This is a genomic window from Cupriavidus sp. USMAA2-4 (genome assembly GCF_001854305.1).
Classification (GTDB): domain Bacteria; phylum Pseudomonadota; class Gammaproteobacteria; order Burkholderiales; family Burkholderiaceae; genus Cupriavidus; species Cupriavidus malaysiensis.
This window is the reverse complement of record NZ_CP017748.1, coordinates 457,234-471,704: the sequence shown is the minus strand read 5'-3', so window position 1 is coordinate 471,704 and position 14,471 is coordinate 457,234. Positions and strand designations below refer to the sequence as shown.

Here is a 14,471-nt window from a genome sequence, read left to right as displayed (position 1 = left end):
ATCCCATAACCGAGGGAATTAGGCAGCCCGGTGTTGCTGAGCTGCGGACCAGTTTTTCTCGAACGTCATGGGGCTGACGTAGCCCAGCGTCGAGTGGAGTCGGCTGGCATTATAAAAGCCAAGCCAGTCAATTACCTCGTCCATTGCGGCGCGGCGGGTAGCGAACTGGCGACCGTGCAGGCGAGCGACCTTCAACGACCCCCACAGACTCTCAGTCGGCGCGTTGTCCCAGCAATCGCCCCTGCGGCTCATTGACGAGCGCATGCCATACGCCTTCAGGGCGTCTTGAAACAGATGGCTGCAATACTGGCTTCCCCGGTCGGTGTGCACAATCACACCGGCTTCCGGGCGGCGCCGGAACCAGGCCATGCGCAGCGCGTCCGTGACCAATTCGGCCTTCATGTGTGGTTGCATCGACCAGCCAACCACCTGCCGGCTGAACAGGTCGATGATGACCACCAGGTAGAGCCAGCCTTCGGCGGTCGCCACATAGGTTATGTCGCTCGTCCAGACTTGATTGGGTGCTGCTGGGCTAAAGTCGCGTTGCAGCAGATTGGGGGCCACCGGCAAATCGTGGTTCGAGTTGGTTGTCGCGATGTACTTGCGCTTGTGGCGGGCACGGATGCCGTGCAGCGCCATCAGCTTGCGAACACGCTCCTTGCCCACCCGCACCCCACGCGCCAGCAGTTCCTTCCACATGCGCGGCCAGCCGTACTCCCCCTTGACCCCGGCGTGAATCGCCTTGATGTGGGCCAACAAGGCATCGTCACTGAGTCGGCCTCTATCTGGCCTGTCGGTGCTTACTGTGCGTTGCTTGCGCTGGTGATAGCCGCTGGGGCTGACCCCTAACAGCTCACACAGGACCGAGACCGGCCAGTAACGTCGGTTTCGCTCGATGAACGCATACCTCACACCGACTCCTTCGCAAAGTATGCTGCGGCTTTTTTTAAAATATCGCGCTCCATCTTCAAGCGCGCCACCTCCGCCCGAAGCCGGGCCAGCTCCATCTGCTCCGGGCTGACCGGCTTCATACCCGCACCAGTCAGCTTGCCTTCCCGCTCCGCCTTGACCCAGTTATGCAGCGTCTGCGCTCTGATGCCCAGGGTCGCGCTAACCACTGCCATGCTCTGCCCGCTCTTCACCAGCCGTACCGCTTCCAGCTTGAATTCCAGCGTGTACTGCGCCCGCTTTGTCTTGCTTGTCATCACATCTCTCCTTGCTTCAGTTTAACCTCAGCAAGGGATTCGTTTTGCGGGGGCAAGCTCACACATACCGGAACGTCATGGTCGGAGGGGTGATGGCTACCACCTGATAATCGGCTTCAACTAGGTCGCCCTCCTTGACGACGAAGGTGTTCCCATCTCGATTCAGAAACACCGTCCAGACGCCACGCTCCTGCTGCTTTCCCAGAAAGCTAAAGGGCAAAGGAGGTGCCGTCGGCTTTTCCGGCGGGGGCGGTGGAGGAGGGGGAGGAACCCACGTTTGACTGATGAAGAGCGATCCAGGCGCGCCTTCGGCTGCCGAAGCGTCTGCCTTCTCGCGTGGAGCAATCTGTAGGACTAGTACTTCGGATGATGGCCGATGCTGGGCGGAACCTGGTGAGGGGGCAGGTGGGACCAGGTGAGCGGTTGATGAGCTATTGGATACGTCGGAGCGGGAAGTGTTTGATCCCACGCGCTTCGGTCCGCGCGACGCCGATTCGACCACGGCACTGACAGGAGTCTGGTCTCCGAACACTACGAGTCCAGTAGTAAAAATTAGACCTCCAATGAGAATGATGAGGCGTCGTGTCACGTCGTCTCCTTGGACCCGGCCGCCGGCGACGCTGGGGCGGGACCTGCAGATGGCGCATCGCTGAGATAGAACGTGAACTGCAGCTTGGCGTCGATCGTGACGTCGCTGATGGCGCCCCGCTTGAACTGAATCGCGTCCAGTGAGGCATAGGGAATCGCGCTCAGCGTGCCTTCGCAAAACTGGCGAATGCTGCGATAAGATCCATGGACTGGCAGTGCGACATGGTAGGTATAGTAGCGACCACTACGCTCATAGGTAACGGCGTACTCCCCTTGTTTCGTAAGCACCCGGTGAACCCGTCTTGCCAGCTAGGTGGCGCTGGGCGTCCAGCGATGCGGGAGCAGTTCGGCGATGTCGGCCGCCTTGTGGGTCGGCAGTCGCGTGAGGACGTCTTTCAGATAGGCGTAGGGATCGTGCCCGTTGAGCTTGGCCGATTGGATCAGGCTCATGACGGCAGCCGCGCGTTGACCGGCGCGCAGTGAGCCTGCAAACAACCAATTGGAGCGACCCAGGGCAACCGGCCGGATCTGTCGCTCGACGTGGTTGTTGTCGATGGGCACCGTCGGGTCGTCGAGGTAACGCACGAGAGCCGGCCACCGCTTGAGGCTGTAGTCAATGGCCCGCGCGATCGCCGAGCCGTCTGGGACGCGGCGTCGCTGTTCCTCGAGCCAGGCGTGCAGCCGCTCTAGAATCGGGCCAGCCCTTTGTTGCCGCGCTGCCAGGCGCTGGTCTGGCTCAGCATCCCGCACTTGCGCCTCGATCTCGTACAAGCTCACCATGTAGCGCAGTGCCTGGCCCGCCAATTCGCTCTTGTGCTTGTCGTGCAGTTCAAAGAACTTGCGCCGCGAATGGGCCATGCAACCGATCTCAGTGACGCCACCGTCGAAGCTGGCCTTGTAGCCGGCGAAGTCATCACATACCAGCTTGCCTTGCCACTGCCCCAGGAACGCGCGAGCGTGCTCGCCGCTGCGGCTGGGCGCAAACTGGTAAATCACCGCGCGCATCTTCTCGAACTCGCTCGGCGCATAGGCCCACAGGTAGGCGCGGTGCGTCTTGCCATTGCCGGGCGCGAGCATCTGCACTGGCGTTTCGTCGGCGTGCAGAACACCGTGGCTCAGAACCTCTTCTTGCAGGGCGTCCACCAGCGGTTGCAGACGCACGCCACAGATGCCCACCCACGCGCCCAGTGTCGATTGCGGGATGGCCAGACCGGCGCGCGCATAGATGCGCTCCTGCCGATACAGGGGAAGGTGGTCGCCGAACTTGGACACCAGCGTATGTGCCAGCAGTCCGGCCGTCGGGATGCCTTTGTCGATGACGTGGGGTGGCACCGGCGTCTGCACCAGCGTCTCACACTGATCGCACACCCATTTGCCGCGGATGTGACGCTCCACGGTGAACGTGCCCGGCGTGTAGTCCAGCTTCTCGCTGATGTCTTCGCCAATGCGCTTGAGCGCACACCCACAGGTGCAGGTCTCTGCGTCCGGCTCGTGGTGGATGTCGGTGCGCGGCAACTGCGGCGGCAATGCCTGGCGCTTGGGCTTGCTCTTGGCTTCAGATTTGGACGACGGCAGGAGCGCTTCCAGTTCGGTCTCAATCGCCTCGAGGTCTGCGTCAATGGCTTCGTCCAGCAGACTCGCCTGTTCAGATGTCAGTTGCTCGCTGCGCTTGCCGAACTTCCAGCGCTTGTGGATGGCCAGCTCGTGTGTGAGCTGGTCGATCTTGGCTTGCCGGTACCGCAACTCCCGGTCCTTCTCGCCGACCTGGGCCATCAACTGCGCAGCCAGTGTGCGCAGTTCGTCCGGGCTCAGGGCATCGAGGTTGGTGGGTAGGTTCATGCGGCGAGTCTGCCAGAACCCCAAGTCCTCTGGAAGGAAGCCAGTTTACGGCTTTGGGGGTATTACACGACCGTGATCGCGTGGTCGTGGGTGAGCGTCTGCCAAGGCAGCCCCGTCACCAGCGCACGCAATTGCTCGGGATTGAGCGCCGTGGCGATCGCCTGGTCGCCGTTCGTCCAGATGAAGCGCCCCTTGTTGAGGCGCCGCGCGGCCAGCCAGATGCCGAAGCCGTCGTAGACCAGCACCTTCATGCGCGTCGAACTCTTATTGGCAAACAGGTAGGCGTGGTGGGGGCGTGCCGCGCCGAACACCTTGACGACCCGCGCGAGGATCGTTTCGGTACCGGCGCGCATGTCCAGCGGCTCCACGGCCAACCAGATCGCGTCCACCCGAATCAACGCAACCACCCTTGCAGCCACTGGGCGCACTGCGCTGCGGCCGATCCCGGCCAGCGAAGACTGATCGTCGTCGCGCCACGGCGGACTTCGATCTGGATGTCCGGCACGGCAGTGGTCGGCTCGCCGATCCGCAACGGGATGAACTCGCCTTGCGGCACCCTCATCAACTCGCGGTCCTCAGGCGCGCCATTCTTTGCTTCCTGCTCGGCGACCCAGCGCCGCAGCAGATTCGCATTGAGGCGATGGTGCAGGGCTATCGCCGCGATCGAAACACCCGGCTGCATGCACTCCTGCACTGCCTTGGCCTTGAACTCGGCGCTATGCCGACGTCGGCGCCGTATTGGCGCGCTCTCTTCGATAGTGTCCACGTGTCCACCTAGAACTAGATGGACACGATGCTCCTTGCTACGCGGGTCCCCTTCAAGACGGGTTCACCGGGTGCTTACCTTGTTTCAGCACCAGGCCCGCACTGGACGCCATTCTGAACAGCGTGCCAACGGGCTCCTCTATAGAGGGATAGCGACCAAGGGATCGATAGAACGCCGACAGATCGCGCACGGCTGTGGCCTGCGGGGAGAGCGGGGGCTTTGCCGGTTGCGAAAGCTGAGCGTTGGTCTTCTGGATTTCCACCTTGGCTTTGGCGATTGCCAGGCGTTCCGAGGTCGCTCCCCAAACCAACAGCACGAAGGCGATGCCAAGACTGACGAGCATCGCCGGCAGCGCCCAGCCGACCCGGGCCAGCCAGACATGAAAGTGGAGGAGACATCGTCTCATTCTGGCACCTCGTCCCACCTTACTTCGAACTGGAAGCGGATAGGGTGCATGGGGTCTTGCTCGTTCATCTCATGGCGGGTGAGAAACACCGTGCCGAAATGACCAACTCCCTTCAATTGCGTCAGGTAATCAAGCATACCGATCGCGTTTGGCGCTTCAGCGGTCCCTCTTACGGATGCGTGCTTGGCGTCCGGCTCTATTGAGAGAAGCGCAATCTCCTGGGGTGTCGATGCCTCAAACTCGGAAAGCAACCGATGCCAGGGTAAGTTGAGCTGACGGATGGCGCGGTTGACCGATATCACTTGATCGGCATTGAGGGCAGCGCTGGGCTGATCGACATGCGAGGCTTGGTTCGCAGCAACGCGGTGTAGCAGCGCAGAAAGTTGGTGACTCAGATCTCGCCTCTGGGTCTCCAGCTGCTCGAACTGAAAGACGCCTAGCGCCAGGATTGCGGTGGCAACCATACCCAGGACCATCGATCCCGCGGTCGGCTTCGCACTCACCGTCGAGCGCTCAATCAGGTTTAGGTCAAGAGCTTGGGAGCGCCCGTTCAGTTGAAGCGGGGATGGCGTACTGTCCTGTTGTAGAACAAGATAAGAGTCCGCGTTCGCGGATATCCAGATTGGGATATCGCCGACCCCATGGACATGATCCGGTGGCGACCGATCGAGTTTTAGGGCCTCCAGTGCAATAGCCTCCCTCAGGCTTTTTGAGCACTCCCATATTTCCTCTCCCCACCTGACCTGGCGAATCGCTTGTATCTGATTCTTCCTACCTACAAGCAAAGTCGTCAGCGCTCCTTCCTTGCTAACGATCCACGTTTCAGGAGCACGCACCGTTCGTCGGACGAAATTCCATTGGTCGACTATGCTCGGTGCTACACGGCGCAACACAAGCTGGCGTTCGGAGGCGAACTTGGCTAATGCACCCAGCAAGTCATCGGCGACTGCAGCAGCGAGAAAGGGAGCGGAAAGGCTCCACGCGGCGGCGATGCGCCAGCGATCTGGAGCCGTACCATAGAGCGTTGTGAACCGGAGCGTTGCAGAGGCTCGGAGGTCCTCTAGCCTGGTGGCATTGGGGGGCGGTGTGGCAAGGAATAGTCGGGCGAACGTTCCAGCCAGTGTCAGTGAAAGAGAGGATCCTCGGGGAAGGGCGTCCTCGGAGATTGAGTTGAATGCGGCGGCTACCGCGTCAGACGAGGGACCTGGTTGTACTTGGGCGAGCTGCGTGCGCTGGGTTGTGCCATCACGCCGGCGGGAGGGGGGCACGAGCTCGATCGCCGTTGGACTCACGACCAGCGACAGCGTTCTACGCGTGAAGGGTGACACGCTTAACCTCTTCGAGGGTCGTTTCTCCATGCCGTGCCAACGTCAGTGCTGCCTCCCTCAGACTGCGGGTTCCAGTCTGACGCGCAGCCTCTTTGATCTGTCGGATGGGCGCCTTGGCAACAACGAGTTCTCGCAACTCGTCATTCAGGACTAGAATCTCTGCGATCGACTTGCGCCCGTGGTAGCCCGTGCCTCGGCAATCCTCACAACCGCGCCCGGAGCGAAGCGCGTACGCTTCAAGGTCGTCCGCACGCAGCCCAAGGCCATCGAGTGTCTCGGCGCTCGGGGACGTACGCTGAGCGCAGTGTGGGCAAATGATACGGATCAATCGCTGCGCCCAGACCCCATTGAGCGCTGACACAAAGGCATAGGGATCCACCCCCATATGTGTGAAGCGCCCGAAGACGTCGAACACATTGTTGGCATGCAAGGTTGTCAAGACCAGGTGACCAGTTAGCGCCGACTGAACTGCGATTTCCGCAGTTTCTCGGTCGCGTATTTCGCCGACCATGATTTTGTCGGGATCATGTCGTAGTATCGACCGAAGGCCTTTGGCAAACGTGAGGCCCTTCTTGTCATTGACTGGGATCTGCAGCACACCAGGGAGCTGATACTCGACCGGGTCCTCGATCGTGATGATCTTGTCTCGCCCATTGTGAATCTCAGAGATGGTTGCATACAATGTGGTGGTTTTTCCTGATCCCGTCGGGCCAGTGACTAGCAGCATCCCGTACGGCTCAACCGCTAGACGACGAAGCAGCAACAAGGAACTCTGGTCAAAACCCAGCGCTTCAAGTGTCAGCGCGCCATGCGTTTCAATCATGCGGCGCTTATCAAGAATCCGAATGACGGCATCTTCCCCGTGAATGCTCGGCATGATCGACACCCGCAGGTCAATCTCGCGACCGCGAGACTCAACGCGAAAGCTGCCGTCCTGGGGAATGCGGCGCTCGGCGATGTCGAGCTCCGCCAGTACCTTCAGTCTCGAGATGACCTGTTCGGCCAATTCCTCGCCTCCGAGAGAGGTCGCGTGGTCCAGCACGCCGTCGATACGGTACTTGACATCTAAAAAGCCCTAACAAAATGAATTTACAGGGCTGTTAACTTCGAGTGATCTTTGTTAATCTTTGCGTTGTTTCGTCAGCGCAAAGGACATGGCCAAACTCATACTCGACGACGACCTGTGGGCACTCATCGAGCCACTACTGCCGCCACCGAAAGCTCGGCGCACCCGCTATCCCGGGCGCAAGCCGCTAGACGATCGGGCCGTGCTCACCGGCATCCTTTTCGTCCTGCAGTCCGGCATTCCTTGGGAGATGCTTCCCAAGGAAATGGGCTGTGGCTCCGGAATGAGTTGCTGGCGACGACTGCACGCTTGGCAGGAGGCCGGTGTTTGGGACCGCCTGCACGAGGTGCTGTTGGCCAAGCTGCGTGCGGCCGACCGCATCGATTGGTCACGTGTCATCGTCGATTCCTCTTCCATTCGTGCTGTGGGGTCGGGTCAAAAACAGGACCCAACCCCACCGATCGCGCGCGACCCGGTTCAAAGCATCACCTCCTGACAGAGGCCCAAGGCATACCGTTGGCGCTGATACTGACCGGCGCCAATCGCAACGACGTCACTCAACTGCTGCCGCTGGTCGAAGCGATTCCGCCTATCCGCGGCAAACGCGGCCGTCCATTGTCCAAGCCCCGCATCGTCCAGGGTGATCGTGGGTACGACCACGACAAATATCGCAAGCCGCTTCACGCCGCCGGCATCGCCACCGAGATCGCCCGTCGTGGTGAACCGCACGGCAGTGGTCTTGGCAAAACCCGTTGGGTCGTCGAACGAACGATTGCCTGGCTGCACAACTTCAAGAGATTGCGCGTGCGCTTCGAGCGCCTCGCCACCATCCACGAAGCCTTCCTGAAAATCGCCTGTTGCATCATCTGCTGGCGTCATCTCAGGAATTCATTTTGTTAGGCCTTCTAAGCCTGTTGGGGTGCTTTCCAAATGAACGTCGGAAGCGCCGGCTCGAAGCGCGTCGTACAGCGTCGAGCTGACGACTCTAACTATAGGGCTTGACGTATCGTTGACCGCCGCATACGAAAGAACCTCGGCCGTCCGAGTGGACCGCGGCCCCTGTTTTGTGGTTGAGGCAAGTTCGTCAACAGCGCGCACCGAGTCTTCCTGTCGAGCCAGATAGGATTCAATATCGGCCTGTAGCGCGAGATGAAGGCAAACTGGCCGATCCGCTTGAGCCTCGAGCCACGTTTGTAGATCCAGGTCGAGAGGATCCCTGATAGCGCCCAGTAATGCGCCACTACCGTCCCTAACGAGCAACACGCAGCGTTGCATGGCGCGCACAAGTGGCAAACGATCGAAGGCCGGCGAATACTGCTCAAGGTCTAGCGAGGTCAGCACGGGCATATCGAACGCGGCAGCGACCCTTTCCAAGGCCTCGTAGGGTGTCAAATTGGCAATGACCTCGAGTTCGCTCGAGATTGGCCTGCCTGACACGCGGGCGGCCGCGCGCGCAGCGTCGATGGCACTCGCTTGGTTTCCCTCGGCCGGAAGCGACCTATTCATTGGATGCTCCCCGCCAAGTCGAAGATCGGCATATACAGCAAGACGACGATGACTCCTACGACGGCTCCGATCGCCACCATGAGAATCGGTTCAAAGGCCCGTGTGAACCGGTCTACGAAGCGGGTGATGTCGCGATCGTAGAATTCCGCGGCCTGTGTCAGCATGGCGCCGAGCTGGCCAGATTGCTCGCCGACCCGGAGCATGCGCAGGGAGATGGTCGTGGTCAGTCCATGGACGGCGAACGCGGACGAAAGAGGCTGTCCGTCACGAATCTGACTCGCGGCGGACGCGAGGCTCTTACGAGTGGAGGCCGAGACAGTAGCGCTTGCAGTATCCAAGGCGCTGGTCGCCGGAATACCACCCTCGAGCAACATGCCAAGCGTGATGTAGAGGCGCGATAGCTCATAGATGCGTGCTTGGTTTCCTAGCGCGGGTAAGCGTGACACGACTTCCGCGACGCCACCCTTGCGCACCAGGTGGCGTAAGGCGCCGACTATACCGGCAACGAGCACTAGCAATCCGCAGAGCACCTCCAGAGCGTGATCGGCGGCATACTGTCCCCACCCCAGCATCATCTTAGAAAGCCAAGGAAGCTCACGGCCGCTATCGTGGTAGACGAGGGAGAACTTGGGAACGACGTAACCGAGCAGGAAGCAGGTAACCGAGACTCCCACTACCATCAGGATCAATGGGTAGACTGACGCGCTGATGACTTTCGAGCGGATACCATCAATCTGCCTTTGGTAGTCAACGAATCGGCCTAGCGAGTGAGGCAGCTCGCTGGTACCTTCCGCCGCTTGCATTAGGCCGATATAGAGAGGTGTGAAATGCTCGGGCTGCTCCGAGAGCGCCGCAGAGAATCGCCGGCCCTCGCGCAGCGCGGTCAGCAGTCGATCCAAGATCGAGCACACGTCCGGCGTTGCTTCTTTCTCGCGAAGCGCTTCAATTGCCTCGAAGAGGCTCAGACCCGCCTTGACCAGTGCAAGCAATTCCTGGCTGAACAATAGTAGCGAGAATCGCTTTGCATGGAGAAGTCGAACTCCTCGCGTGGCCGATGCGTTTCGGATCGAGATTGCTGACAGGGCTCGATCGGCGCACTGTCGACGTACATCGTCCTCATCACGCGCGTCAATTGCAATGGTCGTCACCACGTTGGCGGCAGTAAGGGTTCGAACTTCGTAGCGCATCGCCGGTCACCCGATGGGTCACTGGTTTGTGACGTCGGCATTCTCGCCAGAGCCGCCTGGCTGGCCGTCTTTGCCGAACGAGACGATTTCGAACTCGCCCTTCGCTCCGGGCGCCCGATAGGTGTATGGGTGACCCCATGGGTCTGGCGGAACTTCCTTCTTGAGATAGGGACCATTCCATGCCGTCGCATTGGCAGGGCGACGGAGTAGGGCGTCCAGTCCCTCCTCTGTTGTGGGATAGCGGCCGACATCGAGTCGAAAGCTATCAAGCGCGCGCTCGAACGCTTCGATCTGGCTGCGTGCGACAGTTACCTCCGATTTCCCGATCTGTGCGAAGTATCTCGGTGCGACATACGAGGCAAGCAGCCCGATGATCACGACCACAACGAGAAGCTCAAGCAACGTAAATCCAGATATGATCCAGGACCCCGAGAGCCGGATCTTGACGCTGTAGGTTGGGCCGCTTTCTCGTGCGGAACGCAGGCTGCGCTTCGGCATATCAGTTCCCTTCGTGCTGCTGGTACCAGACATATCGAGCAAGGACGGTCGGTACGAAGTCCATTGTTTCTTGATAAGGAGGAATGCGCTTTCCGTTCCTGCGCACCGCGCCAACACCAGCGTTGTAAGCGGACAGAGCAAGCGCGAGATTTCCATTGTGTTGAGCGAGGAGCATCTTGAGGTACTGCACGCCGGCATCAATATTCTGGGCGGGGTCGAAAGGGTCCCTTGCTCCGAATTGCCTCGCTGTGTCCGGCATCAATTGCATGACGCCCATCGCGCCCTTCGGGGATAGGCTGCGCGCACGAAATCCGGACTCGACTTCAATGACTGCCTTCACTAGTGAAGGATCCACGCCATGACGGATGCAGGTATCACTAATGATCGAACTGATCTCGACGTACGTCCGAGGAGGGGAACTGCGGCGGACGTCGACCGAAGTATCCGGTGCTCTGTGAGGGTCTCGCAGGATGGGGACTTGAGAGCGCCGAAATGGACTTGTCGAGTACTGCGGCGTTCCATCTGCTGAGTAGCTCGCATAGATATCCGCCGTGCAGGGGTGTGATATGACGAGCGTGCAAGCCGCAATGCAATAGATTCGACACCCGCCGTACATGACCCGGCCTCCCCGTACACCTGCAGGTCGAGGACCGTTCAAATGACGGCTTGTCGACGATACTGGCGTCTAAAAGTAGTCGTTGCTAGCTCTCTCTATCGTCTTGATAGCACAGCGATATGTTGGCGGCTCCTCAGGAGGATCGCCTTCTCGCGATAGAAATCGACGTGCTGTACGGACATCACGGCACGCTAGCCGAATGATCTTGCGTGCGCCGACCTGCTCCCAGTCCTACTTCTTGTGGCGGCGAGCCGCGGTCCGGTGTGACCGCCGCTGACATGTCGATCGATCGCTTGACCAGTAGGCTTCAATAGTTAGTACAGGTCGGTCCGAATAGCAAACTCCGCGTGGAGGGGTTTCCGTTCCGTGGCGAAGGATTGAGGGCATGTGGACGGTTGGGGAAACGACTTTCTTGAATGGCGAATTTCCGTCTGCTATGCTCCCCGGACAACTCTCGCCACCAGGCGATCAAGAAGAACGAGAAGAGGGGAGTGGGTCATGAGACAAGTTCGAAGAAGAACAATAAGTCCTCCATATCTTCGCGCGGCCTCACGCCCGTCGTAGCGAGCTAACTCGCTTCTTTTTCCTCCGCAGACTATCGATGCAGCGTCCTAGTTAGGCAGCTGAGTTTTTGCTCGCCTATGGAGAATCGCATGTACGCTCGGATTGTGAGCGGTGTGCGCGTGCTCGCACGCATTATCGCCGCGGATTTCCTGGGGCTCGTACTTGTCGCGGGAGCGCTTTGCAATAGCGCTCCAGTGATGGCCGCTGTCTTCAACTTTGGCTACGACAATCTCGGGCGTCTGACGGGTGTCAGTGACTCATCGGGGAACGTCGCTACGTACGCGTATGACGCCGCGGGAAACATCACATCGATAGCACGGGGGGTTTCCGCAGTCACCATCTTGGGATTCTCGCCTCAGGGCGGAGTGGCGGGTACCTCGGTGACAATTTCGGGTTCCGGCTTCTCGACTACCGCAAGCCAGAATACCGTCCAGTTCAGCGGCACGACAGCGACGGTACTGTCTGCTTCGGCAACCCAGTTGGTCGTGCAGGTACCTGTCGGCGCGACGACAGGTCCGATCTCCGTTGCTTCACCAAACGGTAGTGTCACGAGCTCAAGCTCATTCACGATCTCTCCCGGCGCGGCGCCGACAATCAGCGGATTCACGCCCACCATCGGTATTGCTGGCACGGCCGTCAGTGTTAGCGGCACGAACTTCCAGCCGACGCTCAATGAGAATAGTCTGATCTTCAATACGCGAGCCGCTGTGGTTAGTGGCGCGACCACCACCGCGCTATCGACCGCAGTGCCTGCTAGTTCGATGTCGGGGCGAGTCACCATTACTACGCCCTATGGTAGGGCGACCAGTACGCAAGACTTCTTCATTCCGCCGCCGCCGCATATCACAGCAGATGTGGTCTCTACCGGTCGCACGGCGATTGGGGCGACACAAACTGTCACGGTAGGAACCGCTGGCAAGATTGGATTGATGTTGTTTGACGGCTCCTCTGGACAACGAATGAGCCTCATGATCAGCAGTTCAAGTTTCAGTTCGTGTGGATCAGGATCAATCCAACTGCTCAATCCCGACGGCTCATCAGGTGGGGGAGTCAATCTCTGCAGCGGCGCATTCTTGGACACCGTTACGCTACCAACGACGGGAACGTACACGCTTATGATTGCTCCTTCCGGCGCAGACACAGGTAGTGTTTCCGTGGCGCTATACAACGTAAGCGACGTCAGCGGGACGATTGCCGTCGACGGTGCCTCCGTCGCGCTCACTACCACCGTACCAGGACAGAACGGGAGCCTCACTTTCAGCGGCACGGTTGGCAAAAAGATCAGCCTGACGACATCCCAGATCTCGATGTCGGGATGCTACTACCTGGCAGTCGTGAATCCCGACAACTCGAATCTCTACGGTCCGGCTATCCAGTGTGGTAGTGCCTTCTTGGAACCGATGACGCTGCCGGCGACTGGTACCTATACGATTCGGCTCCTGCATTACTATGGCGCGACGGGAGGTGTCACTTTCAATCTGTACAACGTCCCGCCGGATGCCTCGAGCGCGATTTCGATAGGTGGATCGTCGGTGACGCTCACTACCACGGCACCCGGACAGAACGGGAGTCTCACTTTCAGCGGCACAGCCGGCCAGAAGGTCAGTCTGACGACATCCCAGATCTCGATGTCGGGATGCTACTACCTGGCAGTCGTGAATCCCGACAACTCGAATCTCTACGGGCCGGCAATCCAGTGCGGTAGTGCCTTTTTGGAACCGATGACGCTGCCGGCGACAGGAAGTTTTACGATTCGGCTGTTGCATTACTATGGGGCGACAGGCAGCGTCACCTTTAATCTGTACGACGTATCGTCGGATGCATCAAGCGCGATATCGATTGGCGGATCGTCGGTGACGCTCACGACGCTGCCGGGGCAGAACGGACGGCTCACCTTCAGTGGTACGGCCGGACAGGTGGTTAGTCTAACGACGTCCCAGATCTCGATGTCGGGATGCTATTACCTTGCGGTCGTAAATCCCGACAACTCGAATCTCTACGGACCGGCACTGCAGTGCGGTGGCGCCTTCTTGGAACCGATGACGCTGCCGGCGACCGGTACTTATACGGTTCGGCTCCTGCATTACTATGGGGCCACAGGCAGCGTCACTTTCAATCTGTACAACGTACCGCCGGATGCCTCGAGTGCGATATCGATTGGAGGGTCATCGGTGACGCTCACCACCGCGGTACCGGGACAGAACGGGAGTCTTACCTTTAGCGGTACGGCTGGCCAGAAGATCAGTTTGACGACATCTCAGAGCTCGATGTCGGGATGCTACTACCTAGCGGTCGTGAATCCCGACAACTCGAATCTCTACGGGCCCGCACTACAGTGCGGTGGTGCCTCAATTGGGCCCCTTACGCTGCCGACGACCGGTAGCTACACCATTCGATTGCTGCACTATGGCAGTGGGACAGGAAGTCTCACATTCACGCTCACTTCCTCGTCGTGATGCTGGGGGGCGAAATGATGGCTAATGCGTGCATCCCATCTCTGGGAAGGCCGGGGAGCGCCTTTGGGGTACGTTGGGCATGGCTTACTCTGCTGCTGGCATTGATATCTTGCTTGTGGATGTTGCCGGGCATAGCAGCGGTGCCGGCTGTCGCGCCAGGGCAGAGTGCCACCCTGATGCCGGACGGCCGTTGGCTACTGCTGGGTGGCGAGGGCAAGGCCGCCACAACGGCAACACTCTTTGACGCAACGACGCAGAAGGCGTCACCGCTTCCGTCAGGCTTGCTGACGCCGCGCAGTCGGCACAGTGCCACGCTGCTCCCGGATGGGCAGGTCCTAGTGTTCGGAGGATACGCGCAAGACGGAAACATTGTGCGAAGTGCCGAACTGCTGAACCCGTCAACTCTGTCATTCAAGGCAATTGGCGACATCGGACTCATTGCTCGG

General features: G+C 59.7%; 13 protein-coding genes and 2 pseudogenes. 3 read left to right on the top strand and 12 right to left on the bottom strand.

The annotated features are described in order from the left end of the window. Nucleotides 1-18: 18 nt before the first annotated feature. The 8 genes and pseudogenes from BKK79_RS02155 to BKK79_RS02115 all read right to left on the bottom strand — a co-directional run. A protein-coding gene (locus tag BKK79_RS02155; RefSeq protein WP_085960481.1) for an IS3-like element ISRme13 family transposase occupies nt 19-1,205 on the bottom strand; the annotation gives its coding sequence in 2 pieces (ribosomal slippage) (nt 19-950 and nt 950-1,205; 1,188 coding nt in all). 585 nt (nt 1,206-1,790) lie between these two features. Then, on the bottom strand, nt 1,791-2,081 hold the full coding sequence (locus BKK79_RS02145; RefSeq protein WP_071036974.1) for a hypothetical protein: 291 nt from the start codon (nt 2,079-2,081) through the stop codon (nt 1,791-1,793). 21 nt (nt 2,082-2,102) lie between these two features. Then, the gene (tnpC, locus tag BKK79_RS02140; protein ID WP_009238807.1) at nt 2,103-3,632 is read right to left on the bottom strand and encodes an IS66 family transposase; all 1,530 of its coding nucleotides are present in this window, start codon (nt 3,630-3,632) and stop codon (nt 2,103-2,105) included. 62 nt (nt 3,633-3,694) lie between these two features. Then, a complete protein-coding gene (tnpB, locus tag BKK79_RS02135) occupies nt 3,695-4,021 on the bottom strand; it encodes an IS66 family insertion sequence element accessory protein TnpB (RefSeq protein WP_131807846.1) in 327 nt (108 codons plus the stop codon). A 5-nt stretch (nt 4,022-4,026) separates the two neighbouring features. Beyond that, on the bottom strand, nt 4,027-4,398 hold the full coding sequence (gene tnpA, locus BKK79_RS02130; RefSeq protein ID WP_004633552.1) for an IS66-like element accessory protein TnpA: 372 nt from the start codon (nt 4,396-4,398) through the stop codon (nt 4,027-4,029). A 52-nt stretch (nt 4,399-4,450) separates the two neighbouring features. Then, on the bottom strand, nt 4,451-4,804 hold the full coding sequence (locus BKK79_RS02125) for a hypothetical protein (RefSeq protein ID WP_071036973.1): 354 nt from the start codon (nt 4,802-4,804) through the stop codon (nt 4,451-4,453). Further along, nucleotides 4,801-6,162, bottom strand: coding sequence for a hypothetical protein (locus BKK79_RS40140; RefSeq protein WP_157128358.1), 1,362 nt, complete (start codon nt 6,160-6,162; stop codon nt 4,801-4,803). The genes BKK79_RS02125 and BKK79_RS40140 overlap by 4 nt, the downstream gene beginning before the upstream one ends. Continuing rightward, nucleotides 6,113-7,207 (bottom strand): annotated as a pseudogene (locus tag BKK79_RS02115) (GspE/PulE family protein); the annotation flags it as partial. The gene BKK79_RS40140 and the pseudogene BKK79_RS02115, both read right to left, overlap by 50 nt. Before the next feature lie 79 nt (nt 7,208-7,286). On the opposite strand from BKK79_RS02115, the gene BKK79_RS38720 reads away from it, so the two are divergent. After that, nucleotides 7,287-8,098 (top strand): IS5 family transposase gene (locus BKK79_RS38720; RefSeq protein WP_198173305.1). Its coding sequence is split into 2 segments (ribosomal slippage): nt 7,287-7,635 and nt 7,635-8,098, totalling 813 coding nucleotides; the frame shifts between segments, so codons are not numbered across the junction. Here BKK79_RS38720 and BKK79_RS38715 read toward each other — a convergent pair. Genes BKK79_RS38715 through BKK79_RS41925 form a run of 4 tightly spaced genes read right to left on the bottom strand, consistent with a single transcriptional unit; the run spans nt 8,087 to nt 11,005 of the window. After that, nucleotides 8,087-8,704 carry a hypothetical protein gene (locus BKK79_RS38715; RefSeq protein ID WP_084084420.1) on the bottom strand — a complete coding sequence of 206 codons (618 nt, stop codon included), beginning with the start codon at nt 8,702-8,704 and terminating at the stop codon, nt 8,087-8,089. The two genes, BKK79_RS38720 and BKK79_RS38715, sit on opposite strands and share 12 nt — an antisense overlap. Then, entirely contained in the window at nt 8,701-9,891 is a 1,191-nt protein-coding gene (locus BKK79_RS02100; RefSeq protein WP_071036970.1) for a type II secretion system F family protein, read from the bottom strand. Before BKK79_RS02100 ends, BKK79_RS38715 begins: the two co-directional genes overlap by 4 nt. An 18-nt stretch (nt 9,892-9,909) precedes the next feature. Beyond that, nucleotides 9,910-10,389 carry a type II secretion system major pseudopilin GspG gene (gspG, locus tag BKK79_RS02095; RefSeq protein ID WP_071036969.1) on the bottom strand — a complete coding sequence of 160 codons (480 nt, stop codon included), beginning with the start codon at nt 10,387-10,389 and terminating at the stop codon, nt 9,910-9,912. 1 nt (nt 10,390) lies between these two features. Further along, nucleotides 10,391-11,005 (bottom strand): lytic transglycosylase domain-containing protein, encoded by a 615-nt coding sequence (locus BKK79_RS41925; protein WP_071036968.1) that lies wholly within the window; start codon nt 11,003-11,005, stop codon nt 10,391-10,393. A gap of 653 nt (nt 11,006-11,658) precedes the next feature. On the opposite strand from BKK79_RS41925, the gene BKK79_RS38710 reads away from it, so the two are divergent. Together BKK79_RS38710 and BKK79_RS42250 are read left to right on the top strand one after the other, a co-directional pair. Then, nucleotides 11,659-14,025, top strand: a complete 2,367-nt coding sequence (locus tag BKK79_RS38710; protein WP_232346258.1) for an IPT/TIG domain-containing protein — start codon at nt 11,659-11,661, stop codon at nt 14,023-14,025. Further along, nucleotides 14,025-14,438, top strand: a pseudogene (locus tag BKK79_RS42250) (kelch repeat-containing protein); the annotation flags it as partial. The gene BKK79_RS38710 and the pseudogene BKK79_RS42250, both read left to right, overlap by 1 nt. Nucleotides 14,439-14,471: the final 33 nt, after the last annotated feature.

What these genes read in the sequence shown, in the direction of transcription:
- tnpC (WP_009238807.1), bottom strand. Translation starts at nt 3,632, where the DNA reads ATGAACCTACCCACCAACCTCGATGCCCTGAGCCCGGACGAACTGCGC.
- BKK79_RS02125 (WP_071036973.1), bottom strand. Translation starts at nt 4,804, where the DNA reads ATGAGACGATGTCTCCTCCACTTTCATGTCTGGCTGGCCCGGGTCGGC.
- BKK79_RS40140 (WP_157128358.1), bottom strand. Translation starts at nt 6,162, where the DNA reads ATGGAGAAACGACCCTCGAAGAGGTTAAGCGTGTCACCCTTCACGCGT.
- BKK79_RS38715 (WP_084084420.1), bottom strand. Translation starts at nt 8,704, where the DNA reads ATGAATAGGTCGCTTCCGGCCGAGGGAAACCAAGCGAGTGCCATCGAC.
- BKK79_RS02100 (WP_071036970.1), bottom strand. Translation starts at nt 9,891, where the DNA reads ATGCGCTACGAAGTTCGAACCCTTACTGCCGCCAACGTGGTGACGACC.
- gspG (WP_071036969.1), bottom strand. Translation starts at nt 10,389, where the DNA reads ATGCCGAAGCGCAGCCTGCGTTCCGCACGAGAAAGCGGCCCAACCTAC.
- BKK79_RS41925 (WP_071036968.1), bottom strand. Translation starts at nt 11,005, where the DNA reads ATGTACGGCGGGTGTCGAATCTATTGCATTGCGGCTTGCACGCTCGTC.
- BKK79_RS38710 (WP_232346258.1), top strand. Translation starts at nt 11,659, where the DNA reads ATGTACGCTCGGATTGTGAGCGGTGTGCGCGTGCTCGCACGCATTATC.